Here is a 24,799-nt window from a genome sequence, read left to right as displayed (position 1 = left end):
GCTTGTTTTTGATGGATTAAACGTTTTTTTGAACCAATGCCAAAAGAATTCTATCCCATAAGCCTGATTGATTGGCTCTGCGATAGAAACTCCATACGGTTGAATAAGGTGGAAAATCATTGGGCAGCATACGCCACTGGCAACCTGTTTTGGTAATATACAAAACGGCATTCACTAATTGACGTTTATCCCATTTGTAGTGGCGTAGCTGGTTAAAATGTGGCTCAATCGCTTGCCATTGGGCATCTGTTAAGTCTGTTGGGTAGGATTTTCTAGTCATAAAGATATTTTATCATTTTTGTGAATGCAGGTTCTAAATTTAATCCACTATATTTTGATAACCCAATAGTTCAATGCGGTTAATCACGCTCACACAACATTGCTCAAATGATACATTTTGCATACAGCGCAAGGCATACTCATTCTGTTGATATAGTGGATTCAATTCAAATTAGGACAAGGCGACGACGCCCGCCGTGTACGCGTGGTACATAAGGACGTTGGTAACGCTGTACTAGTTTGAAGTGAATTCACTATACAATCCCAAAATAAAACAAGTATCTAGCAAATATTTATTCATCAAGAACAGCTTTCTGCCATGCCACAGGGTCGCTTGAAAAACTATCTAGCCGTTTACCTTGCATAAATTCTGCCACGCTAGACGATTGATTGGCTAATGCACTGATATAATTGATTAAATAATGCTCTACACTCAAACCCGATGTTGCGCCTGTTGCGTTAATAGCCATTCTATTTTTGGGGTTAAATCTAGGGTAATCATGATATTTCTCCGTGTGCTTAATCTTTTCATTCAAAAGCAGCCTGCACTTCACGCAAACAGCGCACCAATCGCCAATTCGCGTCCAGCCAGAAACGCGGCTGCCGTCATGCGTTTGCTGCCAGCCACTTGCAATTCGGTTATGCAAATTGCACCGCTGCCACACGCCACCACAATGCCATTGGCATCAACCGCCAAAACCGTGCCTGCCGAGCCATTTTGCGCGACTGCGTGTGCCGCCCAAATTTTCATCGGCTTGCCTTGCCATTCTGTCCAGACGGTTGGCACAGGGTTGAATGCGCGAATTTTACGCGCCACCACTTCTGCCGCTTCGTTCCAGTTGATTTTGGCTTCTTCTTTGGACAATTTTTGCGCGTAGGTTACGCCAGTTTCGGGCTGCGGTGTGGCGTGCAGGCTGCTTTTGGCTTGCAACTGTTGTAAATCGCGCACAATCGCCGTTGCGCCCAAATCCATCAAGGCATCGTGAACTTCGTTTGCCGTGTCGGTATCGCGAATGGTGTAACGGTGTTCGCTTACGACTGCGCCTGTGTCCAAGCCCGCGTCCATTTGCATGATGCACACGCCTGTTTCGGCATCGCCTGCTTCAATCGCGCGTTGAATCGGTGCAGCACCGCGCCAACGCGGCAACAAGGAAGCGTGAATGTTCAAGCAACCATGTTTGGGTGTGTCCAACACGTCTTGTGGCAAAATCAAGCCATACGCCGCCGCCACCATCACATCGGCATCTACATCGCGCAACATTTGCAAGGCTTCGGCATTGTTACGCAATTTTTCGGGCTGTGCCACGCGCAATCCCAAATCCAAAGCCACTTGTTTAACAGGGCTGGCTTGCAACTGCATTCCGCGACCTTTCGGGCGGTCGGGCTGCGTCAAAACCAGCGGAATGTCAAAACCTGCGGCGGCAATCGCTTTTAAGGCGGCAGCAGCAAAATCGGGCGTGCCTGCAAAAATCACTTTCATGTTGAATCCTTTATTAAAGTGCAGGCTGCTTTTTCAATCCAGCGAAAGCAGCCTGCACATTTTGGGTTTATTGATTTATTTTATAAAGTTTCGCGCTGACGTTTCTTTAACTTCGTCTTAATACGATTTTGTTTCAATGGCGACAAATATTCCACAAACAATTTGCCCGCCAAATGGTCAAGCTCATGTTGAATACAAATCGCCAACAAACCGTCTGCGTCCAACGATTGCTTGTTGCCCTGCGTGTCCAAAAATTCCACCGTAATCGTTTTGGCACGCGTTACCGTGTCATAAATCCCCGGCACAGACAAGCAACCTTCTTCATAAGTCGTTTCGCCGTCTTTTTTGGTAATCACAGGGTTAATTAAAGCCAGCAGTTGATTGTGTTCTTCGGACAAATCAATCACCACCACGCGCTCGTGTACATCAACCTGCGTCGCTGCCAAGCCAATACCACGCGCTGCATACATCGTTTCTGCCATGTCTTGCACCAGCGTGCGAATGCGGTCATCTACTTGCACCACAGGTTGCGCGACAATGTGTAATCGTTCGTTGGGGTGAGTCAAAATCGGTAATAAAGCCATGATGTTTTGTCTTTCTAATCGTGTGTTTTTGTTTAATGTGTGGCATACTTGCCATTTTTGTTTACGTTTGTTGGCATAAAACTAGCCCAAACACTTTAAAATGCACTATTATTACGTTTATTCGTTAAATAGTGTAATCCAAATTGAGGGAATTATGATGCAAAAGTCTATTATAACCTTGCTTTGCGCTGCTGGCATGATTATTTCATCTCCTGCTATTGCAGAGAATTTGCGCGTTCGTCCAGGTGCGCCTGCACGATATACCGTTAAACAAGGCGACACCTTGTGGGGTATTTCGGGTAAATATCTATACCGTCCATGGAAATGGCCAGCATTGTGGGGTGCAAACCGCAGCCAAATCCGCAATCCACATTTGATTTATCCAGGTCAAGTGTTGGTATTGACTTATGTGAATGGTCAGCCACGTTTGGGCGTACAAGGCGGTATTCCAACCATTAAATTGAGCCCGCAAATCCGCAATTTAGGTTCTGGCTACGGCATCAGCACCTTGAACGTGGACTTCTATCGCTTGTTTATGAAACACCCACAATTCATGACTGCCGAGCAAATTAAAGATTTGCCACGTTTGGTTGGCGGACAAGATTCGCGCGTATTGTATTCAACTGGCGACCGCGTATTTGCTGACGGCATCACCGAACCTGGCAAATACTTGGTATTCCGCGTGAACCGCGACTTGAAAGACCCTGAAACAGGCAAAAACTTGGGGCAGTTAGTTGAATTTGCAGGTGAATTAGCAACTTTAACAAGCGAGAACAGCGCATTGGCACACCGCACCGCCGAAGCGCAACAAAAACTTCAAGCCAACGAATATGTGGCAAATACCGACAAACGCCCAGTTGTGGTTCGTACCGCACAGCCAATGGTTGTGGAAAACGCTGTATCAGAAATCCGCAAAGGCGATTACTTGGTTAAAGCACCCGATGATTTGAAAAACTTCAACATCATGCCACACGAATCTGCTGCAAACTTATCGGCACGTATCGTATCGGTGATGGACGGTATCAGCGAAGCAGGCGCAATGCAGTCTATTATCCTGAACAAGGGTGAAGCGGACGGCTTGGATGTTGGCACAGTGGTAGGCTTGTATCGTCGTGGCTCGGTGCTGAAAACCGAATGGTCTCGCGCTGGCAACAAAGATGCTACGCCTTATGTGAACACACCAGTTGAAGAAATCGGCTTGGCAATGGTGTACCGCACTAGCGCGAATGTCTCGTCTGCGATTATTCTGGAAAGCATCAGCAACATCAACGTAAACGATGCAGTAGCTGCGCCAGGTCGCGATTTGGATACGTTCGGTACAAGCGCAGTAGAAGTAAAACGTTAATCGTGCATTTATAGCAAAGTGAAATTGCAATAGTACGGCGTTGCCAACGTCCTTATGTGCTATTTGCACACGGCGGACGTTGTCGCCTTGTCCTATTTTTATTTCACTTCGCTATGTGTTAGAGTGCAGGCTGCTTTTGAGTGATTCAAAAAGCAGCCTGCACTTTTGTTTACACATCAATAGGAAAAACAAAACATGACTTGCCCACTTTGCCACGCGCAAAACGAAGAAATTTTGCTGACCACGCCCAATCTGCGCGTGATTGCGGTACACAACGAAGCCAATGCGCCTGCTTTTTGTCGCGTGATTTGGCGCGAACACGTTGCCGAAATGACCGATTTGCCGCCCGAACAACGCCACGAAATCATGGAAATGGTCTATCGCGTGGAAGCGGCAATGCTCCAAGTGTTGCAGCCAGCCAAAATCAATCTGGCGAGTTTGGGCAACGTTGTACCGCATTTGCATTGGCATATTATTGCGCGATTTAGTGACGATGCGTGTTTTCCCGCGCCGATTTGGGCAACGCCAAACCGCGAAGCAGCCTGCACTTTGCCCGATAATTGGGTACAACAAGTCCAACAAATTCTAAACGGAGCAACATGATGACGATTCAACTTTCACGCCGACACTTACTTCAACACTCTGCTTTGGCGATGAGCAGCGGCATTTTGGCTGCGTGTGGCAGCTCGCCCAAACCCATGCCAAGCGTTACACCAACTGCAAACACTATGCCCAGTACGCAACCCAATCGCCCAAACACATCGTCTAACCAAAGCAGCCTGCATTTGTTCGCCAGCTCGGGCTTTTGCGAAGACCCAACGCGCATTCAAAATGGTTTGAACGCGCTGCACGGTGCGGGGTTTGTGATTAGCAATCATCAAGCTGCGTATCGCCGTTTTCAGCGATTTGCAGGCAGCGATGCCGAACGCATTGCCGATTTGCAAGACATCGCCACAGGCAAAATCGCCACGCCCAAAATGTTGATGGGGGTGCGCGGCGGCTATGGCGCAGCGCGTTTGTTACCGCATATTGATTGGGCGAGTTTGGGTGCGCGTATGCAGGAAGTGCAAACTTTGTTGTTTGGATTCAGCGATGTAACCGCGATTCAACTGGCATTGTTGGCGCAATCTATTACGCCGAGTTTTGCTGGCCCGATGCTGTATAGCGAATTTGCCAAAACGCCGCTAGATGCGTACACCATGGACAGTTTTATCCGCACGACTACCAGCCAAAGCGTTACCGTGAACGTGCCAAACTACCAAACCAGCAGCGTGCCAAATGTGGACGGCGTGTTGTGGGGCGGCAATTTGAGCGTGTTGGTATCGCTGGTTGGCACGCCGTATATGCCGAATATTCAGGGCGGATTGCTGTTTTTGGAAGACGTGGGCGAGCAGCCGTATCGCATTGAGCGTATGTTGCAAACGCTGCATTTGGCTGACATTTTGAAAAAGCAACGCGCCATTATTTTGGGCGATTTCCGCATGGGCAATATCCGCGATGTGTATGACAGCAGCTACACGCTCAACAGCGTAGCGCAAACGATTTCGCGCGTGGCTGGCATTCCTGTGCTGACGGGCTTTCCGTTTGGACACATTGCCCACAAAACCACGTTTCCGCTGGGGGCGCAGGCTGCTTTGCGTGGCAATTCGGCTGGCGGCTATCAAATCACGTTTAGCGGTTATCCGACTTTGAATGCGGCAAGTTTGAATTTGTCTGCGCTGTTGCCACCGCCTATGCCTGTGTTGGAAAGTGGGATGGCTGGCGATAATCAAGTGGACGCGGAATTTTAATCAACAAAAAAAGCAGCCTGCACATTCAGCAAATGGAATGTGCAGGCTGCTTTTTATCGTTGTCGCGCTTTAAATCGTGGATTGGATTTGCAAATCACATACACTTTGCCGCGGCGGCGTACAATTTGACAATCGCGATGACGTTGTTTCGCGGCTTTTAATGAAGACAAAACTTGCATTATTTACCCTTTCTAAACGCAGACACCATGCCTGCAAAACGTTGATTAAACTGGCTGGCGCGGCCTTCTTTGTGGTGTTCGCGCTGTTTGCCTGTGTAGGCTGGGTGCGATGCCGATGACGTATCCACATAAAACACGGGATAGGTGTTGCCATCCGTCCATTGACGTGTTTGATTGGTGGGCGCACACGAGCGAATCAGCCAACCTGTTTCCGCACTGCTGTCAAAAAACAAAACTGTCCGATAATTTTCGGGGTGAATATTGGGTTTCATACCGTTCTCCTTGTAAAGATGTTATGGTATAACAATAATCACAGATTTGCAAGTTGTTCTCAAAAAGTGCAGGCTGCTTTGTTCCGCTAAAACCGATTTTTCCACTCACGCAACGCGGTAAACACGGCAACATCATCAACCAAGTCCGCTTGATAATGTTCCGCCACACGCTGCTGCACTTCGGGCAAATGTACGCGCAAAAATGGGTTGATTTGCTGCTCGTGCGCCAACGATACAGGCAAAGTCGGTGTGCAGGCTGCTTTTGCTTGCGCGACGGCAATGTGCGGATTGTTCGGCTCAATGTGCGCGGCAAAACGCAAATTGCTGGCGGTATATTCGTGCGCTGGATAAAGCAAGGTGTCGCTCGGCAGGCGGGCAATGCGCTGCAAACTGCGATACAGCCATTCGGGTTGGCTATCGGGGAACACGCGCCCACAGCCAGCCGAAAACAGCGTGTCGCCACAAAAAACGTGCAGCTGCTCGTCATCGCGCAATAAATAGGCAAGATGATTTGCCGTGTGTCCTGCAATCTGCCAAACGTCTATCTGTTTGTTTTGCCAACTTATTTGACTGTCTTCTTGCACAATTTGCGTTGCCGCCGCAATATCGTGTGCGCCAAACACTTGGCAACGCGGAAAAGCAGCCTGCAATGCCGCAATGCCAGCCGTGTGGTCGCCATGATGATGCGTAACCCAAATTTGCACCAGTTGCAAACCGTGCTGCTGCACATACGCCAACACAGGCTCGGCTTGCCCTGCGTCAATCGCAATCGCTTCGTTGCCTTGTTGCAACAGCCAAATATAATTGTCGTTCAGCGCAGGAATGGGAACGATGTGCAGGCTACTCATCGCGCTTGCTCCATTAGCCAAAATTGCAATGCAATCAAGGTTTTCGCATCGCAAATATCGCCCGATTGCATGGCAGCGTGCACTTGTTCGGCGGTAAGCAATTCTACTTCCAGCAATTCATCTTGGTCGGGTTGCAGGCTGCTTGTAGGCGTGATGTTGATGGCGCGATACAAATGCAACACTTCATCGCAAAAACCTGGGGCGGTGTAAAACGAGATTATTTTTTCTACTTTTTCCGCTGCATACGGCGTTTCTTCGCCCAATTCGCGCAAAGCACATTGCACTGGGTCTTCGCCATCGTCCAGCTTGCCTGCTGGAATTTCCAACATATCGCGTCCTGCTGCGTGTCGCCATTGACGCACCAACACCACACGGTTATCGGGCGTAATCGCCAACACGCAGGCTGCCCCAGGGTGGCGAATCACTACGCGTTCGTGTTCGCTGCCATTGGGCAAACGAATTTGGTCGCGGTTGATTTTGAGAAAACCACTGTGGTCAATCGGGCTGCTGCTGATTAGGGTTTCTTGTAGGTTCATGATTTTTTCCCTTGTTGATTGAAGTGGTTGAGTGCATTGTGTCGCACCTATGCACCCTGTTTCCATGCCAAATTAACTTTTTCCTTCTTTAACGACAGATTATTTTGTTTGATGACAAAATCCATGATTTGATACATGGAATCTATAAAATAGTCGTCCAGATGATTAAACATTGTGATGTCTTACGCTATCAGCCCATATTGGTCTTTGTCCACAAGAGGCTATAACAAAAATGTTGGTTTGCCAGCCCCCATTTTGCTTCTTTTTTATTGGGAATGGGAATGCCTGCGTAACAGATTTACTCTTTGCTTGAAGGATAAGTATAGTGAATTAAATTTAGATTAGTCCTGCACTTGATTGACTTTAACTTATCGGGATCAAGACCGCCGACCTACGCGCTCATTATTTCGGTAACACAAACTCTTTCAAGCACGCTAAACACAAACAGAATAAAGCGAGCTGCCAAACCAATTTAATCCATTCACCAAAATCCAGTTCGTCGTTTCCCCAAATGCCCGAACCGCTTATCACATAATGCAACAACAACGACAAAAAAGTCATGCCAAAAGATTGTAAAAATGCGATGCCAAACTCTCTTATCATGATGATTTTCTCTGCTATTCCGTGCGAATGGCTTCGGGCGACACGCGGCGCATTTGCCAATGTTGTATGCACCACATCAATAAATCCGCCAAATGATTGACTTCGGGCGCAGGCGGAATCTGTAAATAGTGCATGACTTGGCGCAACAGTTGTTCGCGCTGGGTCAAATCCAAAGCTGGGGCGAGCGTTTGCTTGCTCCATTTTTGTCCGTGTTGATTGGTGAGCAGCGGCAAATGGGCGTAATGCGGTGTGGGCAAGTGCAGGCTGCTTTGTAGCCAAATTTGACGCGGCGTGGACACGAGCAAATCTTGTCCGCGCACAATGTGAGTGATGCCTTGTTCAGCATCGTCCACCACAACGGCGAGTTGATACGCCCAAAAACCATCGGCACGCAGCAGCACAAAATCGCCAATGTCGTGGGCGAGATTTTGGGCGTAGCTTCCGACTATTGCATCATCAAAGGCGATGATTTGGTCGGGAACGCGCATTCGCCATGCAGGCTGCTTGGACGGATTTTGATGTTGGGGCGATGGCGATTGGGCGCACAAACCGTTGTACACAAAACCGTCCACGCCCATTTTGGCGGCGGCGTGCCAATCTTTGCGACTGCAATAGCAGGGATAGGCAAGCTGGCGCGTGATTAAGTCGTTTAAGGCGGCGCGATACAGATGATGGCGTTGGCTTTGATAGACGACTTCGCCGTCCCATTCCAAGCCAAATTGTTCTAGCGTGAATAGGATTTGACTGGCTGCGCCTGCCATTTCGCGTGGTGGGTCTAGGTCTTCCATGCGAACCAGCCAGCGTCCGCCATGGGCGCGTGCGTCTGCATACGATGCCAACGCGGTTAGCAGCGAGCCGATGTGGAGTAATCCTGTGGGGCTGGGGGCAAATCGTCCGATGTACATGATGATTATTGTTTTATTGAAATTTTGGATATTCAGCTATTTCATTCCCTATCCTGTGAGAGAGGGTTAGGGAGAGCGAAAATCGTGGTATTCCAGCGATATTAAATTGCTATCGTACCAAATTGCCTCTCCTCTCCCAAAGGAGAAGGAACAGATTGCAGGATAGCATCAAGTCGGCAACTGCGTCATAAATTCACTACCAACGCCTAATTCGCTGCGAATGTGCAGACTGGCTTGGTGGTTGGCAAGCGCGTGTTTGGCTATGGCAAGCCCCAAGCCTGTGCCACCATTTTCACGGCTGCGTCCTGAATCGGCGCGATAAAAACGGTCGGTCAAATGCGGCAAATGTTCGGGCGCAATGCCTTTGCCTGTGTCTCGCACCGAAAATTGCGCCAACGGTGGCTTATAGGGATTGGGGTTGGCAATGCGCTGTAAACCGATGTGGATTTGACAACCTTCGCCTGCGTGGCGCACCGCGTTAAACACCAAATTGGACAAGGCTTGATACAGCTCGCGTTCTCGTGCCAGCAGGTTAATATCGGCTTCAATGTCGGCGATGATTTGGTGTTTACCTGCTGACAAGCGTTGCGCGTCTTGCACAATTTGCTGCACCAAATCGCTGATATTGCAGGCTGCTTTGGGCGCGGTTTGCTGCTGCGGGTCTTCCAAAGCCGACAGCGTCATCAAATCGTGAATCAAATTGAGCATACGCTGACTTTCGTTTTGCATGAGCGCAACAAATTGAGCGCGTTGTTCGCTGGGCAAATCGGGGTAATCGGCAAGCGTTTCCAAAAAGCCGTTGATAACGGTGAGCGGTGTGCGTAATTCGTGCGACACGTTGGCAACAAAGGCGGTGCGCGTGGCTTGCAACTGTTCGGCGCGGCTAATGTCTTCGGCAATAATCAATTCCGATTGCTGCATAAACGCGGTGCGAATCAGGCGAATATGGCGCATTCGTCCGTTGTCTTGGTTGAGCGTAAAACGCAATTCTTGGGGATTAGACGTACAGGCTGCTTGCAAAAACGCTTGGCAATCGGCGTTGGCAATGTGTTTATGCAACGCGCTGCCGAGTGCGTGTTCGGGCGACAGCGAAAAATAGTCAATGGCAAGATGATTAAACCATTGAATGCGCCCGTTTTTGTTGAGCAACACAATGGCTTCGGGCATGGATTCGGCAGCGGCTTGAAAGCGTTGCACGGTGCGATGTAGTTGAGTGCGATGTTTGCGATTAACGCGGTCGCGGCGATGAATGTCGGACAAAAGTTGCACCCACAAGCCGTGTCCATTGGTAAACGAAATGGTTTGGTTGGGCGATTGAGTATGCAGGGCGCGTGTAAATTGACGTATGCCGCGCAAATTGTGATACAGCCACAAAGTGGTGCAGGCTGCCCACGCAATCGCCAAGCCCAATGCGCCATACAAAGAAAACGCCAGCGCACACACCGTTGCCGCGAGCAACACGCGCACCCAAATGTGAATGGAATAGGGCGACATAGGCTTACTCCATCACCGAAAAACGATAGCCGCTGCCACGCACCGTTTGAATGTAATGCCCAATATTGGCGGTTTCCAGCAGGCGGCGCAATCGCCCGATTTGTGTATCCACCGTGCGTTCTTCCACAAAAGCGTCTTCGCCCCAAACATGGTCTAGCAACTGGCGGCGGCTGAACACGCGCTCGGGGTGTTGCATTAAAAAATGCAGCAATTTGAATTCGCTGCTGCTGCATTCCAAGTGCAGGCTGCCTGCGTTCACGCGCTGTGTATCGGGGTTGAGCTGCAAATTGCCCATTTGAATCAGCGAAACAGGCAAAGCAGCCTGCACTCTGTGGCGCAATCGGGCGTGGATTCGCGCAATCAATTCGCGTGGCGAAAAGGGCTTGGTCAAGTAATCGTCTGCGCCTTGGGCAAAGCCATGTTCTTTGTCGGCATCTTCGCTGCGTGCAGTGAGCAAAATAATCGGCAGCGCGGCGGTGGCTGGCTGGGCGCGAAGTTCCGCTATCCACGATACGCCATCGCCATCGGGCAACATCCAATCCAGCAGCAATAAATCGTGCCTTTGTTGCGCGATGAGTTCCCGTGCAGCCTGCACATGGCTGGCACATTGCACGTCAAACCCCGCTTGCTGCAACGAAAACGCAATCAGCGTTTGAATCGGCATTTCGTCTTCCACCACCAAAATTCGCGTTTTATTCATAAAACGAAGATTCTCCATTTGGGCGCGTTTTAAAGCGTTTGTGCAACCAAAAATACTGTGCAGGCTGCTCTAAAACACGCGCGGCAATAAAATCGTTCATGCGCTGCGTGTCGGCAACAGGGTCTGCACTAGGGAAGTCGTCCCACGCAGGATAAAAGCGCAATTGCACCGTGCCATCGCTTTGGCGCGTGGGAATGGCTGGAATCACTTTGGCATCGGTCATTTTGGCAATGCGCGACAAGCCTGTAATCGTAGCGGTTTGCACGCCCATAAAGTCCACAAAAATAGAGTCTTTTACGCCAAAATCTTGGTCAGGCAAATACAAAAACGGTGCGGCACTTTGGCGAATTTGTTTGATAATGGCGCGTAGTCCTTCGGTGCGTCCAATCAAAAACACGTTGTCGTAACGATGTCGCCCACGCAAAATTTGCGCGTCCAATTCGGCATTTTTTTGATGTGAATACACGCTAATCAGCGGCACATCTTGGTTGAGCGCGTACACCGCCGCTTCAAACGCGGTAAAGTGCGGATAGAGCAAAATCACTTTTTGATTCGCCGCCAACGCATCGTCCAAAAAATGTTTGTCTTGATAGCACACCGCTTGGCGCAAGGTGTTTGCATCGCCATACCAATATCGCCCGTATTCCAAAATCAACAACGCCATGTGATAAAAATGTTCGCGCAAAATGGTGCGGCGTTCATCGTCCGACAAATGCGGAAAGCACAGTTGCAGATTTTTTTTGCCGATTTGGCGACGCGGCACAACCAAGGCATAGCACAACCAGCCAAAAAATCGCGCCAAAACGCGCAGGCTGCTGTGCGGCAAATACGACAAAAGTCGCAAAAAAATAAAAGCCAATTTCATCATAAAAAGTTCGGGTTATTCGCAGCCAAGATTTTGCGCCACCGCGTCAAAACTACGGTTGAGCGCGGTACAGGCTGCTTCATCTGGTTGTTGGCGCAGCGCGTCTTCGCGAGCCGTTTGATTTTGCAAACGCAATTCGTTGGCATCGTCGCCCTGTTTGGCAAAACACGCATCGGCGCGTTGATAATATTGCTCGCACACCGCGTTGAGTGGCGGCAAATGGCTGGTGCTGGACGCACTTTGTGGCGCAGGCAAGGGCAAAGATTCGGGCGCAGAAGTCGGCATCGTAACCGTCCATTCGTTTGCCACATCGGACGCACTGGCGTTTTGCATCGCCTGCTGGCTGGTTTGCAAAATGTTTTCACGCGAAGCCACATTCAGCAGCTGTTCCGCCACCACCGATTGACTGGCGGCTGGGCTGCTGCTGTGGTTAGATTCGGGCGATGTTGTTTCGCTGGGCGAACACGCTGCCAGCAAAAAGCAGCCTGCACTTAAATAAACAAAAGATTTCATCATCAAAACAAAGTACGAACAGCCGCCGCAATGTTGTCGGCGCGCATAAAGGTTTCGCCAATCAAAAACGTGTGAACACCGTGCGATTGCATGAAATCCACATCAGCCTTGCCCGCAATGCCGCTTTCGGTTACGACAATTTGCCCAGCCAAATGCGGCAACAGCGCGATGGTTTGCTGCAAATCCACATCAAACGTACGCAAATTACGGTTGTTCACGCCGCGCAAAGGCGTGGTTAGGCGCGTGCATTTTGCCAACTCGCTTTCATCGTGCAATTCCAGCAACACCGCCATGCCCAAGCTGTGCGCCACTTGCTCCAAATGCAGCAAAGTGGCTTCGTCTAGCGCAGCGGCAATCAACAAAATGGCGTCCGCACCCCACGCACGCGCTTGATAGACTTGGTATTCGTCAATCATAAAATCTTTGCGTAACACAGGCAGCGACGCGACGGCACGGGCTTGACGCAAATAATCGGGCGAACCTTGAAAATACGGCTCATCGGTCAGCACCGACAAACACGCCACGCCTGCGCTTTCGTAGTCTTGGGCATGTTGCGCAGGGTTAAAATCAGCACGAATCAAGCCTTTGGACGGACTGGCTTTTTTGATTTCGGCGATAATTGCAGGCTGCTTTGCTGCGTGTTTGGCACGAATGGCAGCGATAAAATCGCGCACAGGTTCGGCTTGTTGCGCCAGTTGTTTCATAGCTTCCAAAGAGATTTCGGTTTTTTGTTGCGCGACTTCTTGCGCTTTGGTGTGCAGGATTTTTTGCAGAATGTCGGACATGAGCAGGCTTTCTGTTGTTGGTGTGATAGAAATTGCAGGCTGCTTTTTATGTTTATAGTGAATTAAATTTAGATTAGTACAGCGTTGCCAACTCCCTTATGTACTAGATGTACACGGCGGTCGTTGTCGCCTTGTCCTAATCTAAATTTAATCCACTATACAAAGCAGCCTGCACATTAATTATTCAATGCTGTATCCATTCAAATATTGCACACGCTCGCGAGTTAAGCGCGTATCGCATTGCATTTGCAAATATTGGCTTTCGGCTGCGCTGCCACCTTTTGCCGCCGCATTGCGACAAGACACGTTCTTTTTGCTTTCCCAATCGCGCTGTTCGGCAACCAAAGTTTGCTGAATATCGGGCGAAATTTTGCGCCACGAATTTTTAATCGCTTGGTCGGCAGCTGCGTTGTCTCGATTCGCTTGGTTGATGTCGTTTTGGCTGACACGGCTTTTTGGCTGCGTGGGCGGAGTTAGAATTTCGGGTGCAGATGCCGCCGCAGGTTTGGCTTGACGCGCCATTTCTTCTGGGCTTGGCGGTGCTGGAATGTCTTCGCTAACAGGTGCAACTTCCACCGCTTGCGGTTCAGAAGCAGCCTGCACTTCTTGCGGTTCGTTGAGTTTTTTCAACGCCTGTTCGCGACTCATGGTTTTGCCGTTTACTTCAATTTTGGCTTTGATGCTCGCTGGCAATAAGGCATCGGCAATCAAAGTCGCCACGTTGTTCAAGGTGTTATCGCTTGGCATAATGGTTTGATTGTTCAAAGTAAAACTAAATGGCACAACCAATTTGTTGCCGTCAAACTGAACGTTGCTGCTTGTGGTTTTGTCGCTAATCCATACAACAGGGTCGGCACTTTGCAGCAAAGGCGCGAATTTTTTGGCTTGCGCGACAACATCTTGCGGCAAAGTAATATGCACTTGCGTTTGGCAAGCGTTAAGATTGGGTTGTGCTGGGTCGATAGTAATATCCAACTTGTTGGCAATCGCGGTCAGTTGTACAGCATCTAGCCAATTTGCGTTTTCCGATTGCATTAAGCGGTCATTCTGCCCAATGGTTTGCACCATGCTTTGTTTGATTTGTTGCGCTAATTCAGGATGTTCGCATACTTGAACGGCTGGCGCAGAAGCGGTTGATGCGGCAGATGCTACGCTGGCGGCTGGTGCAGATTTGTCTTGATGACACGCTGCGAGCGATAACACCGCCCATAATGCAGTATAAAAAACGGTTTTTTTCATGTGAAATGACCTGTGGTTTTGAAAAAAATAGCCGTTATCATAGCAAAAATAGAGTTTAAGGGCTACAAAAAGCAGCCTGCACTTTTGGTTAGCGCGATTGCATCACAACGATACCCAGCACCGCCAAAAGCAGCAAAAGTGCCACTATCAGCACGAACAAAATCAACCAAACGGCGGATATTCGTTTTTTGGTTCGCCATTCTTGGCGCATTTGTTGAATCGCATCGTACAGGCTGGATAGCAATTCGCCGATACCAGTTAATAAATCTAGCATGATGATTTTCCTTTTCTTAAACAGTCTTTTGGTATGCAACAGGAATTTTAGTATGAATAGACAAATTGGCTGCTATTTCACAATAGCAGTCAATATAATAGTCAAACGATTGTTTTTGAATGATAGGTCTTATTTAAATTGATATTGCGCCCATCTTTGCTAAATTTTTTCCAACTGACCCGATTGTTTCAGATTTTGCAAACCTGCGTTGATTTTGGCTAACAACTCAGGTTTGTCTTTATCCACAGCAAAAAACCAAATCGGTATTTTCTGCCACGCTTTGCGCTTTTAACGGCTGCACAATAAGTTATATGGCGGATAGTTCGGGTCAGAGCCAATAACGATGACATCTTTGGCTGTGGGCGCAACGCTGTTTGTCGCTGGTGCAGAAGCAGAATTATCTTTTTTACTTGTATTTTCGTTAGTGCAGGCTGCAATAGACAAGACAGCCATACAAACAGTACATAATTTCCAATTGAATAGCCTTTTTAAAAAATCCTTATTATTAGCAATTATAGATATGATTTTTATAAACTTATTGGTTAATCGCCCAATAAGGTTGCAAATCGCCAAAAGCAACTTTACAACTGTGGCATAATACTCCTTTTATTCATTCTGCAACATATAAAGAAAGCTACTATGACACAAAAACGAAGAATCTTGGTTACTTCCGCCCTGCCCTACGCCAACGGCTCAATCCATTTAGGACATATGGTTGAACATATCCAAACCGACATTTGGGTACGCTTCCAAAAATCACGCGGACACGAATGCTATTACTGCTGCGCGGACGACACGCACGGCACGCCAATCATGCTCGCCGCCGAAAAACAAGGCATTACCCCCGAGCAAATGATTGACAAAACCCACGCCGAACATTTGGCAGATTTCACAGGTTTTGGCATTGGCTACGACAATTATTACTCAACCCATTCGCCTGAAAACAAAAAATATTCCGAACAAATTTACTTGGCACTCAAAGCCAACAACAAAATCGCCAGCAAAAACATTAACCAACTGTTTGACCCCGAAAAACAAATGTTTTTGCCCGACCGTTTTGTCAAAGGCGAATGCCCCAAATGCCGCGCCCAAGACCAATACGGCGACAACTGCGAAGTGTGCGGCACAACCTATTCGCCAACCGAATTGATTAAACCGTATTCCGCCGTGTCAGGTGCAACGCCCGTAATGAAAGAAACCGAACATTTCTTTTTCAAATTAAGCGAATGCGCGGATTATTTAAAACAATGGACTTCAGGCAGCACGGACGGCAAAGCGCATTTGCAACCCGAAGCACTCAACAAAATGAACGAATGGCTCAAAGACGGCGAATTGTCCGACTGGGATATTTCACGCGATGCGCCATATTTCGGCTTTGAAATTCCCGACCAACCGAATAAATATTTCTACGTTTGGTTGGACGCACCTGTGGGCTACATGGCTTCGTTCCAAAATCTTTGCGACCGTATCGGCTTGGATTTTAACGAATTTTTCGGAAAAGACAGCCAAACCGAAATGTATCATTTCATTGGCAAAGATATTTTGTATTTCCACGCGCTGTTTTGGACGGCAATGCTGGAATTTAGTGGACATCGCGCCCCGACTGGCATTTTCGCGCACGGCTTTTTGACGGTGGACGGTCAGAAAATGTCTAAATCTCGCGGCACGTTTATTACCGCGAAATCGTATTTGGAACAAGGTTTAAATCCCGAATGGATGCGTTACTACATCGCCGCGAAATTGAATAGCAAAATTGAAGATATTGACTTGAATTTACAAGATTTTATTGCGCGTGTGAATAGCGATTTGGTGGGTAAATATGTAAACATCGCTGCTCGTGCAAGTGGTTTTATTGCGAAACGCTTTTCAGGCAGCCTGCAAGATGTTTCAGGCAGCAAATTGATTGCCCAATTAACCGAAAAATCGGAATCCATTGCCAACGATTACGAAAGCCGCGAATACGCAAAAGCCTTGCGTGAAATCATGGGTTTAGCGGATTTGGTCAATGAATATGTAGACGCGAACAAGCCTTGGGAATTGGCGAAACAAGACGGCGCGGAACAGCGTTTGCACGAAGTGTGCAGCGAATTGATTAACGCATTCAAGATTTTAACGGCGTATTTGTCGCCTGTTTTGCCGAATGTGGCAACGCAAGCGGCGGTGTTTTTGAATGTGGAAAAATTGGATTGGGCGCACACGGTTTCCACGCTGCCTGAAAACCACATCATCAACAAATATGAACATTTAATGCAACGTATTGAGGAAAAACAAGTGAACGATTTAGTAGAAGCGAACAAACAAACGATTCAGGCAGCCCCTGAAACCCCAGCAGCCACAAACAATGAATTTGCGCCAGTTGCCGAGCAATGCAGCTTTGACGATTTTATGAAAGTGGATATGCGCGTGGCGAAAGTGTTAAACTGTGAGGCGGTTGAGGGCAGCACGAAGTTGTTGAAATTTAGCGTGGATTTTGGTTTTGAGCAACGCACGATTTTCTCGGGCATTGCGGCGAGCTATCCGAACCCTGCGGAATTGAACGGTACAATGGTGATTGCGGTGGCAAATTTCGCGCCACGCAAAATGGCGAAATTTGGCGTGTCAGAAGGTATGATTTTGAGCGCGGCAGATAAAGACCATAATTTGAAATTGCTGACCGTCCACGAAGGTGCGCAGCCTGGCGATAAAGTGGGTTAAGTTTTAAGCTACTCAAAAAATCTAAAACAATGTGCAGGCTGCTTAATTATTCAAAAGCAGCCTGCACATTGTTTTTGTCTAACAATACCTTAAAACTTCGCTTCCAACGACACCGCAAAATTGCGTCCTGGTGCAGAGAATCGTTGGAGACCTGCGCCCGTTGCGTTATCAATTCGATTTACCGTACCAAACTCGCGAATGCTGCGCAAGCTATCCCAAGTGTAGTAATGCTTATCAAACAAATTGAACACGCCAGCACGCAAAGTCAAATATTTACCAAAAGTGTAATGACCGCTCAAATCCACTACCACATAATCGCGGCTGTATTTGGCATATGGCCACGGATTGGCACCGTCTTCATAGCTGTGGACGGTGTCTTCGGCTTTTTTACGCGCGGTGTAGCTGATATTAGTTTTAATGCTCCAACGGTTTTCTGGATGCACATAGCCCAAACCTACTACTGCGCCAAATGGATTGAGCGCGTTAATTGGGGTTTCGCTGCCATCTTCTTGTGTCGCATGACCTTTTAGATAGCTGGCTGTCCAACTCATAAACATGCCTTTGGGTAAACCAATGCTATCTAATTTCCACAATCCTGATAATTCTATCCCTTTGATTTTGGCAGAATCACGATTCACGTTTTTCCAAGTCGGTGCGCTGTAACCACGAGATTCGCGCTGCCTTGTTTTAGTATTGAAGAAAGAACCACTTTTCAGTCCAATATAAGCGAAATCAATAAAATCAGAATAACGCGTTTGGAAACCTGACAACAAAATATTGCCCCAAGCACCTTGATTGGACAAACCAATTTCAATATTGCGCGCTTTTTCTTGGCGCAATTTATCGTTTGCTTCCACCGTGAAATCGGGGTGCGGGAAAGCAAACCACATTTCATCGGTTGTTGGCACTCGGAATGCCGTGCCATATTTACCCAACAATGTCCAACCTGGAACAAACTGCCAATCAGCACTCACAGCATAACTGGTGGCATTGAATTTAGCTTGTGCATTTTCCAAACCTGCTTGACGCATGCTGTCCAACACTTTTTCGCTTGGTAGGGTTCGATTGGTTACCCAGTCACGGCGAACACCCAAACCAATGCGTAATGCCTTGCCAAAGTGGAAGTTATTATTCCAATAAACATGGCGTTTTTTGCTTTCGGCTTCCATGAACACTTCGTTATCCATATTGCCGCTGGTATAAACTGTTGGCTTAAAGGCACGAACCGTATGGGCATAATTGTCGTTTTGGTTGGTAGCTTTGCTAAAACCTGTGCCATAACTGGTGCTCCAAGTTACATTGCCAAATTGCATATCCTTATTGGCTCGGATTTGACCTTGCGAGGTGCGTTGGTCAATGCGGCGGAATCCGTAGTAAATATCCGAATTAACGCCTTCTTTCCATGTAACAGGAATGTCCCACGTCATCGTGCTCATTTGGATTTTTTGTCGGTCGTAACTTAGTTCCAACTTATCCCACAAGCCGTTTTCCATGCGATTTTCGTATTGAACGCCTGTACGTTTGATATAGGTTACATCGTTGCGCTTTCGCATATCCGCATTAACAGGGCTGCTACCCGTAAAGTCCGCCGCCCACACATTAGACAACTCATCGGTTTTGCGATCCATACGGTAGTCTTCATACATCCAGCTCAAATAATTGCTATCGTTAAAATGATAGCCTGTTTTAAATAGCGTGGCTCTGGACACATACGCCTGCGGGTCGGTTCTGGAACGGAATTTACCCAACGAGCCAAACTGACTGGCAGAGCCTTTTCTTCGAGTAGGGTCCCATACGGTTTCTCTGAATTTAACATTGTCGGTTGCACCATTGTTATTATTGCGCAACTCATGACCTTGACGATGCGTGTAAACAAAACGCGCATCAAAACCTTTGAGGTAGCCTGCCACGTCAATGCTGCTCACTTTGCCTTTGTCTCGCCCTGTGTAGCCTGTTTTTGCACCTAGATAGAGAGGTTTATCTTCGTTCACTACTTCTGTTGGCGATTTAGTTTTGTAATTAACCGAACCACCCAACGCACCACTACCCGAAGTAATGGAATCTGCGCCTTTTTTGATGCTCACTTCGGAAATATGTTCCAATTCATTGGCATTACGATTGGCATTGTAGTTACCATACGCACCGTATAATTCTTGGAAACCTTCGGAAGAGCGGCTTTCTGCTTGCGCCAAGCCGTCAATATTTACTGCCACGCGGTCTTTGTCTACACCGCGAATTACGAAACCATTGGTGCTACCACGTCCACCTTCAACCACGCTAACCGCAGGGTCATAGCGCACTAAATCGCGCATATCTTGCACCATGTTTTCGTCTAGCATTTTGCGTTTGGTGGTAGTTTCGCCCAATTTGGCAGGTGTGCGAGAACCGCGCACTTCAATCGTTTTCAAATTGCTTGTTTCATCTGCCGCCATAGCAGGAAAAGCCGACAGCACCAATACTGTCATCATGCCTAGTTTAAACGGTTGTTTCATTTATTCTATTGCCTATGTTTAGGTTAAATCACATCAAATCGGTTAATTGTTTACTGGGGTTAAATCTTGGCTATCGGTTTTGTCGTCATAATTGCTGCGAACGCCACCAAACGCGGTATTGAGCGATTTATCAGCTGGGAATGTAATCACACCGCCAATTTCTTTACCGCCTGCGCCGTTGTAATAAAAATTACCTGAATAGGGAGAGCGCCACGCTTCTCCAAACAAACCACCTTCAACCCGTCCTATTTTTCCTGCCGATTCTGCCGTACCGCTAAATTTGCTACCGTTTAAAGTAACATCTTTCATTTCCACCGGTGCGCCAAAATCTTGATTGCCAATAATCGTGCCACCCAATTTATTGGTATTAAAGTTCACCGTTAAGCGCGAAACATTAACAGCGGTAGCATAGCTGCTTGATGTGTACGTGCTTTCAAATGTTGAAGTGACGGCATGATTACCCTTGCTCCGTAACGCAACCACTTGATAGGTCGCCTTGCCTTTTGGTTGTCCATTGACATTACTTCCTTGCAAATCTGCTGCCACCGCCAACTTGCCTCCAGAAAAGACTTCCGCTTGCCCTGTTGGCGACATCCATATGCCAAAACGGCTCGCTTTCAAATCAGAAAACAACATGCCCGATACTGAGCTATCGCAACAAGCGATAATGCGCCCGCCATCATCTGTCGGAGTCATGGCCTGAACATTTGGTAATTTGCGAATACCGGGTGTTGATTGCGAAGTCAGTACCAACGTATTAAATTTATCGAATCGGTAGCTTTTACCGCTAGCCAAAGTGTAAACCAGCTCATCTTCTACACGAAGCACGCCAGGGATAATACTTGGCTCGCTAATCGTATATTGTTCTATCTTACTATCTGAATTGCTTGAAAAAGTTGCCACATTTGCATCAGGCTTAGCTTGCACAGATGCTGATGTTTTATCCAATGCACGCGCAACAATTTGTGGAACAATAATCTCTGGTACCGAAACATTGCCACCGCCTGCACAAGCATTCAATAAAAAAGGTAGCATGGCTACGGTTAAGGTGTGTTTTGAGTTGAGTTTCATATCTTAACCTCGTGATTGATTTCGTTTGATTTAAAAAATGTAGATTTAATCCATTTGCAGATAAATAGTAATTATTACTATTTTTAAATTTTAAACGATTTGACGTATGTATAGCAAACATTTTTTAAAGATTCTTTACATACAAACTAAATACTGTGTCATTTTTCAAAATAGCAATATAAGTATTACAACTACCACATCAAAACAAAAAGTGCAGGCTGCTTTTTGCGGAAAAGAATCCGTTAAAAGCAGCCTGCACTTTATATAGTGGATTAAATTTAGATTAGGACAAGGCGACAACGACCGCCGTGTACACCTAGTACATAAGGGAGTTGACAACGCTGTACTAATCTAAATTTAATTCACTATACATTAAATATGACGATTAAATTACCCCTATTCAGGACGCAAATTTTTGGCAACGGCAAGCGTCGCAGTCAGCATGCTTTCGCCCAAACGCAACGAACGTTGTCCGTTCCAGCCAAAATCGTCATCGGGCAAATTGTTGTTGTCTTTAAACGGCATTTCCAGCGTGTATGCCAAGCAGCCAAACGTGTTGCCCACATACGCCGTTGCCATACTCAAATTGGCTTGTCCTGCCGCGTCTTTTTCGTAGCCATACACATCTTGAAAATCGGGTGAAGCAGCCTGCAATGCGTTTTTGAACAGCGTTTCTAAATCGGCAATTTGTTGATTGTAGTTTGGCACGCCTTCTGTGCCTGCCACGAAGACATAGGGCAAACCCTCGTCGCCATGCACGTCCAAGAACATATCTACGCCAATTTCGTGCATTTTTTCGCGCACATAAAACACTTCGGGGCTGTGTTCTATACTGGGTTCTAGCCATTCGCGATTCAAATTTGCGCCTGCCGCGTTGGTACGCAAATTGCCCAAAAACGAGCCATCTGGATTCATGTTCGGCACAACGTAAAACGTGGCTTTATCCAACAAAGTGCGTGCGGTTGGGTCTTGGTGGTCTAGTAAGCGCGACAAAAAGCCCTCCATAAACCATTCTGCCATCGTTTCGCCTGGGTGCTGACGGGCAATGACCCAAATTTTTAAATCGCTATCCACTTGGTTGCCAATGGTCAGCAAATTGATGTCGCGCCCTTGCACCGTGCTGCCCAAGTCGTCAATTTGACACAAGCCGCTACCTTGCGCTTCGCCGAGCAAATTCAGATGTTGTTCGTGCGAATACGGTTCAAAATAAGCGTAGTAAATGCTGTTGGCAAGCGGTGTGTGCGTGATGATGAGTTCGCCATTTTCGTAGGTAGTTGGCACGCGAAACCAGTTTTGGCGGTCGTAGGACGCAACGGCTTGATAGCCGTCCCAGCCAGCAGGATAGGCGGCTTCGTGCGCGTCTTCAATGTGCATCACGCAAGGGGTGTATGCCGCGCCTTGTAAACGAAAATAAAACCATTGTTTGAACGATGAGGCATTGTCGGGACGCAAGGCTAGACGAATGTGTTCGGGCTGACTTAAATCGCGCACAATAATCGCGCCTGCGTCAAATTGAGTGGAAATTTTCATGATGAGCCTTTGCTAAATGGGCTGGTAAACAATGTGTCTATTATATGCGATTTGGCGCACATTTTGTGTGCAGGCTGCTTTGCTTTGTTTGCGATGCTTTACATCATAATAAAAATAGTTTGTATTTGCAAAAAATTGGGAACATAATTCTTACATTGTCATTTTGTGGATAAAAACTATGTGGGTTGCTTTGTTGATTACCTTGCGCGAGGGTATTGAAGCTGCGCTAATCGTGGGCATTGTGGCAGGTTTTCTGCGCCAATCGGGTTACACGCATTTAATGCCCAAAGTGTGGCTGGGTGTGGCATTAGCAATGTTGATGTGCGCTGGTGTGGGCTATGGCATTCATCGCACCACAGGCGAAATCCCACAAAAACAGCAAGAATTTGTGGTTGGCGCGTTGGGCTTGATTGCGGTGGTCATGCTCACTTATATGATTTTGTGGATGCAAAAAGCAGCCAAATCGCTCAAAAGCAGCCTGCAACAATCGGTGCAAGTGGCTTTGAATCAAGGCAACAAGCAAGGCTGGGCATTGGTGTTGATGGCATTTTTAGCCGTTATCCGCGAAGGCTTGGAAACGGTGTTTTTCCTGATTGCGGTGTTTGAACAAAGCCCGTCGCCACGAATGCCGATTGGCGCGGTGTCGGGGTTGCTGCTGGCAATCGTGGTTGGCTATTTGGTGTATCAAGGTGGCATTCGTATCAATTTGGCGAAATTTTTCCGCATCACAGGCGTGTTTTTGATTTTTGTGGCAGCAGGCTTGTTTGCAGGCGCGTTCCGAGCTTTGCACGAAGCAGGCGTATGGAATGTGTGGCAAGTCAATCCGTTGGATTGGTCATCGCACACGCCGTTGGATTTTTCTGCCGTGTTGCACGAAGACAGCCCATTGGGCGTGGTGTTGAGTGGCTTTTTTGGCTACACCGACCACCCTGTTTTGGCGGATTTTATTTTGTATTTTGTTTACTTGATTCCTGTTTTGTATTTGTTTTTACGTCAAAAGCAGCCTGCACGGTCTGCTTCCAATTAACTTTAAAAAAGGTCTTTAATCATGAAAAAAATGGCTTTAAATTCATTAGCAATTGCCACTTTGTTGGCACTCACCGCTTGCCAACCACCTGCTGCCGACAAACCTGCTGAACCTGCACAGCCTGCTTCTGGCGCGACTTCAGGTGCAACGGCTGCGGCTGGTGGTGCGGTGCAAGTGGCGATAAACGACACAGCTTGCGAACCGATGGAATTGACCGTGCCAAGCGGACAAGTGGAGTTCCAAATCCAAAACAACAGCTCGCGTAAACTGGAATGGGAAATTTTGAACGGCGTTATGGTGGTGGACGAGCGTGAAAACATCGCCCCAGGCTTGCGCGATAAAATGACTGTTACCTTGTTACCTGGTGAATACGCCATGACTTGCGGTTTGTTGAACAACCCGCGCGGTAAATTGGTTGTTACCGACAGCGGTTTCAAACAAGCAGGCGGCGAAGCGGATTTAGCGAAATTGGCTGAACCGTTGGCAGCGTATAAAAAATACGTTCAAGCCGAAGCGGTGGAATTGGTGAGCAAAACCGAAGCCTTTGTTGCTGCGATTAAAACTGGCAAACAAGACGAAGCCAAAGCAATGTTTGCCGATGTGCGGACACACTACGAGCGCATTGAGCCGATTGCTGAATTGTTCAACGAGCTAGACCCTGCGATTGACGCGCGTGAAGACGACTTCAAACAAGGGCCCAAAGACCCAGAATTTACAGGTTTCCACCGTTTGGAATACGCATTGTGGGTAGAAAAATCGGTTGCTGATGTGGGCGCGATTGCCGACCGCTTGCAAGACGATGTTCGCAAACTCAAAGCGGAAATTGACGTGTTGAACTTCCCACCAAACAAAGTAGTGGGCGGTGCTGCGGTGTTGATTGAAGAAGTGGCAGGCAGCAAAATTTCGGGCGAAGAAGACCGTTATAGCCACACCGATTTGAGCGATTTCCAAGCGAACATGGACGGCGCACAAAAAATTGTGGATTTGTTCCGCCCACAAATCGCCGAGAAAAACCAAGCCTTGTTGGACAAAGTGGACGCGAATTTGAAACAAGTAAACGAAGTCTTGGCAAAATACCGCGATGGCAAAAGCTTCCAAACTTATGACAAATTGAGCGATACCGACCGCAAAGCCTTGCAAGCACCTATCAATACGCTGGCAGAAGATTTAGCACAATTGCGTGGCACGTTGGGCTTGAAGTAAACGAAAACAGGCAGCCTGCACTTTGGTTTGGTGAATAAAAAGTGCAGGCTGCTTTGGTTATTTCAGATGTAAGTTGGCGGTCTTGACTCCG

Annotated in this window: 27 protein-coding genes; 7 read left to right on the top strand and 20 right to left on the bottom strand. The window is 47.7% G+C overall.

From position 1 onward, the window contains the following. Positions 1–16: 16 nt before the first annotated feature. From BQ5809_RS11390 to def, 4 genes are all read right to left on the bottom strand, one after another. The gene (locus BQ5809_RS11390; RefSeq protein WP_003789867.1) at positions 17–280 is read right to left on the bottom strand and encodes a transposase; all 264 of its coding nucleotides are present in this window, start codon (positions 278–280) and stop codon (positions 17–19) included. A 292-nt stretch (positions 281–572) separates the two neighbouring features. Then, on the bottom strand, positions 573–749 hold the full coding sequence (locus BQ5809_RS02800; RefSeq protein ID WP_230478928.1) for an oligoendopeptidase F: 177 nt from the start codon (positions 747–749) through the stop codon (positions 573–575). A gap of 80 nt (positions 750–829) precedes the next feature. Then, positions 830–1,759 (bottom strand): methionyl-tRNA formyltransferase, encoded by a 930-nt coding sequence (gene fmt / locus BQ5809_RS02795; protein WP_003785763.1) that lies wholly within the window; start codon positions 1,757–1,759, stop codon positions 830–832. An 80-nt stretch (positions 1,760–1,839) separates the two neighbouring features. Further along, a complete protein-coding gene (gene def, locus BQ5809_RS02790) occupies positions 1,840–2,343 on the bottom strand; it encodes a peptide deformylase (RefSeq protein WP_003785760.1) in 504 nt (167 codons plus the stop codon). Between the two features lie 157 nt (positions 2,344–2,500). Between def and BQ5809_RS02785 the strand changes: the two genes are divergently transcribed. The 3 genes from BQ5809_RS02785 (at position 2,501) to BQ5809_RS02775 (ending at position 5,478) form a co-directional block, all read left to right on the top strand. Further along, a complete protein-coding gene (locus BQ5809_RS02785; protein ID WP_003789765.1) occupies positions 2,501–3,688 on the top strand; it encodes a LysM peptidoglycan-binding domain-containing protein in 1,188 nt (395 codons plus the stop codon). A gap of 195 nt (positions 3,689–3,883) precedes the next feature. Continuing rightward, positions 3,884–4,291: an HIT family protein gene (locus BQ5809_RS02780; RefSeq protein WP_003785756.1), complete on the top strand. Its 408-nt coding sequence runs from the start codon at positions 3,884–3,886 to the stop codon at positions 4,289–4,291. Continuing rightward, positions 4,291–5,478, top strand: coding sequence for an LD-carboxypeptidase (locus BQ5809_RS02775; RefSeq protein WP_032827616.1), 1,188 nt, complete (start codon positions 4,291–4,293; stop codon positions 5,476–5,478). The genes BQ5809_RS02780 and BQ5809_RS02775 overlap by 1 nt, the downstream gene beginning before the upstream one ends. Positions 5,479–5,531: 53 nt before the next feature. On the opposite strand, the gene ykgO is transcribed toward BQ5809_RS02775, so the two are convergent. The 13 genes from ykgO to BQ5809_RS02715 all read right to left on the bottom strand — a co-directional run bounded on the left by ykgO (position 5,532) and on the right by BQ5809_RS02715 (position 14,691). Further along, positions 5,532–5,657, bottom strand: coding sequence for a type B 50S ribosomal protein L36 (gene ykgO, locus BQ5809_RS10185; protein ID WP_003785754.1), 126 nt, complete (start codon positions 5,655–5,657; stop codon positions 5,532–5,534). Then, on the bottom strand, positions 5,657–5,929 hold the full coding sequence (locus tag BQ5809_RS02770) for a type B 50S ribosomal protein L31 (protein ID WP_003785753.1): 273 nt from the start codon (positions 5,927–5,929) through the stop codon (positions 5,657–5,659). The genes ykgO and BQ5809_RS02770 overlap by 1 nt, the downstream gene beginning before the upstream one ends. 86 nt (positions 5,930–6,015) lie before the next feature. Next, the gene (gene gloB / locus BQ5809_RS02765; protein ID WP_003785752.1) at positions 6,016–6,777 is read right to left on the bottom strand and encodes a hydroxyacylglutathione hydrolase; all 762 of its coding nucleotides are present in this window, start codon (positions 6,775–6,777) and stop codon (positions 6,016–6,018) included. Continuing rightward, positions 6,774–7,313, bottom strand: a complete 540-nt coding sequence (locus BQ5809_RS02760; protein WP_003785750.1) for an NUDIX hydrolase — start codon at positions 7,311–7,313, stop codon at positions 6,774–6,776. The genes gloB and BQ5809_RS02760 overlap by 4 nt, the downstream gene beginning before the upstream one ends. A 402-nt stretch (positions 7,314–7,715) precedes the next feature. Beyond that, the gene (locus BQ5809_RS02755; RefSeq protein ID WP_003785746.1) at positions 7,716–7,916 is read right to left on the bottom strand and encodes a hypothetical protein; all 201 of its coding nucleotides are present in this window, start codon (positions 7,914–7,916) and stop codon (positions 7,716–7,718) included. Between the two features lie 14 nt (positions 7,917–7,930). Then, complete coding sequence (gluQRS, locus tag BQ5809_RS02750) at positions 7,931–8,821, bottom strand: tRNA glutamyl-Q(34) synthetase GluQRS (RefSeq protein WP_003785744.1); 891 nt, start codon at positions 8,819–8,821, stop codon at positions 7,931–7,933. 168 nt (positions 8,822–8,989) lie between these two features. Then, positions 8,990–10,315 (bottom strand): phosphate regulon sensor histidine kinase PhoR, encoded by a 1,326-nt coding sequence (gene phoR, locus BQ5809_RS02745; protein WP_003785742.1) that lies wholly within the window; start codon positions 10,313–10,315, stop codon positions 8,990–8,992. 4 nt (positions 10,316–10,319) lie between these two features. Next, positions 10,320–11,015 (bottom strand): winged helix-turn-helix domain-containing protein, encoded by a 696-nt coding sequence (locus BQ5809_RS02740; RefSeq protein WP_003785740.1) that lies wholly within the window; start codon positions 11,013–11,015, stop codon positions 10,320–10,322. Next, entirely contained in the window at positions 11,008–11,880 is an 873-nt protein-coding gene (locus tag BQ5809_RS02735) for a lipid A biosynthesis lauroyl acyltransferase (RefSeq protein WP_032827668.1), read from the bottom strand. The genes BQ5809_RS02740 and BQ5809_RS02735 overlap by 8 nt, the downstream gene beginning before the upstream one ends. Before the next feature lie 15 nt (positions 11,881–11,895). Further along, positions 11,896–12,396, bottom strand: a complete 501-nt coding sequence (locus BQ5809_RS02730) for a putative periplasmic lipoprotein (protein ID WP_032827615.1) — start codon at positions 12,394–12,396, stop codon at positions 11,896–11,898. After that, a complete protein-coding gene (gene trpC / locus BQ5809_RS02725) occupies positions 12,396–13,178 on the bottom strand; it encodes an indole-3-glycerol phosphate synthase TrpC (protein WP_003785737.1) in 783 nt (260 codons plus the stop codon). The genes BQ5809_RS02730 and trpC overlap by 1 nt, the downstream gene beginning before the upstream one ends. 180 nt (positions 13,179–13,358) lie before the next feature. Continuing rightward, on the bottom strand, positions 13,359–14,417 hold the full coding sequence (locus BQ5809_RS02720; protein ID WP_003785735.1) for a lysozyme inhibitor LprI family protein: 1,059 nt from the start codon (positions 14,415–14,417) through the stop codon (positions 13,359–13,361). 88 nt (positions 14,418–14,505) lie between these two features. Continuing rightward, positions 14,506–14,691 carry a hypothetical protein gene (locus BQ5809_RS02715; protein ID WP_003789747.1) on the bottom strand — a complete coding sequence of 62 codons (186 nt, stop codon included), beginning with the start codon at positions 14,689–14,691 and terminating at the stop codon, positions 14,506–14,508. A gap of 343 nt (positions 14,692–15,034) precedes the next feature. Here BQ5809_RS02715 and BQ5809_RS02710 point away from each other — a divergent pair, with 343 nt between their 5' ends. Continuing rightward, positions 15,035–15,289 (top strand): hypothetical protein, encoded by a 255-nt coding sequence (locus tag BQ5809_RS02710; RefSeq protein WP_003785731.1) that lies wholly within the window; start codon positions 15,035–15,037, stop codon positions 15,287–15,289. A 41-nt stretch (positions 15,290–15,330) separates the two neighbouring features. Further along, positions 15,331–17,385 (top strand): methionine--tRNA ligase, encoded by a 2,055-nt coding sequence (gene metG, locus BQ5809_RS02705; RefSeq protein ID WP_032827613.1) that lies wholly within the window; start codon positions 15,331–15,333, stop codon positions 17,383–17,385. 89 nt (positions 17,386–17,474) lie between these two features. Here metG and BQ5809_RS02700 read toward each other — a convergent pair whose 3' ends face one another. The 3 genes from BQ5809_RS02700 to BQ5809_RS02690 form a co-directional block, all read right to left on the bottom strand. Then, complete coding sequence (locus BQ5809_RS02700; protein ID WP_003785727.1) at positions 17,475–19,877, bottom strand: TonB-dependent hemoglobin/transferrin/lactoferrin family receptor; 2,403 nt, start codon at positions 19,875–19,877, stop codon at positions 17,475–17,477. A 42-nt stretch (positions 19,878–19,919) separates the two neighbouring features. Continuing rightward, positions 19,920–20,948, bottom strand: a complete 1,029-nt coding sequence (locus BQ5809_RS02695; RefSeq protein WP_003785725.1) for a transferrin-binding protein-like solute binding protein — start codon at positions 20,946–20,948, stop codon at positions 19,920–19,922. 396 nt (positions 20,949–21,344) lie between these two features. Continuing rightward, the gene (locus tag BQ5809_RS02690; RefSeq protein WP_032827612.1) at positions 21,345–22,481 is read right to left on the bottom strand and encodes a M14 family metallopeptidase; all 1,137 of its coding nucleotides are present in this window, start codon (positions 22,479–22,481) and stop codon (positions 21,345–21,347) included. 175 nt (positions 22,482–22,656) lie between these two features. On the opposite strand from BQ5809_RS02690, the gene efeU reads away from it, so the two are divergent. Together efeU and efeO are read left to right on the top strand one after the other, a co-directional pair. Then, the gene (gene efeU, locus BQ5809_RS02685; RefSeq protein ID WP_003785715.1) at positions 22,657–23,505 is read left to right on the top strand and encodes an iron uptake transporter permease EfeU; all 849 of its coding nucleotides are present in this window, start codon (positions 22,657–22,659) and stop codon (positions 23,503–23,505) included. Positions 23,506–23,526: 21 nt separating this feature from the next. After that, the gene (gene efeO, locus BQ5809_RS02680; protein WP_003785713.1) at positions 23,527–24,708 is read left to right on the top strand and encodes an iron uptake system protein EfeO; all 1,182 of its coding nucleotides are present in this window, start codon (positions 23,527–23,529) and stop codon (positions 24,706–24,708) included. The last annotated feature ends 91 nt before the right edge of the window (positions 24,709–24,799 follow it).

The sequence above is a fragment of the Kingella kingae ATCC 23330 genome (genome assembly GCF_900111845.1).
Taxonomy (GTDB): domain Bacteria; phylum Pseudomonadota; class Gammaproteobacteria; order Burkholderiales; family Neisseriaceae; genus Kingella; species Kingella kingae.
Note: the sequence above shows the minus strand (reverse complement) of the source record. Positions and strands in the feature narration are given on the sequence as shown.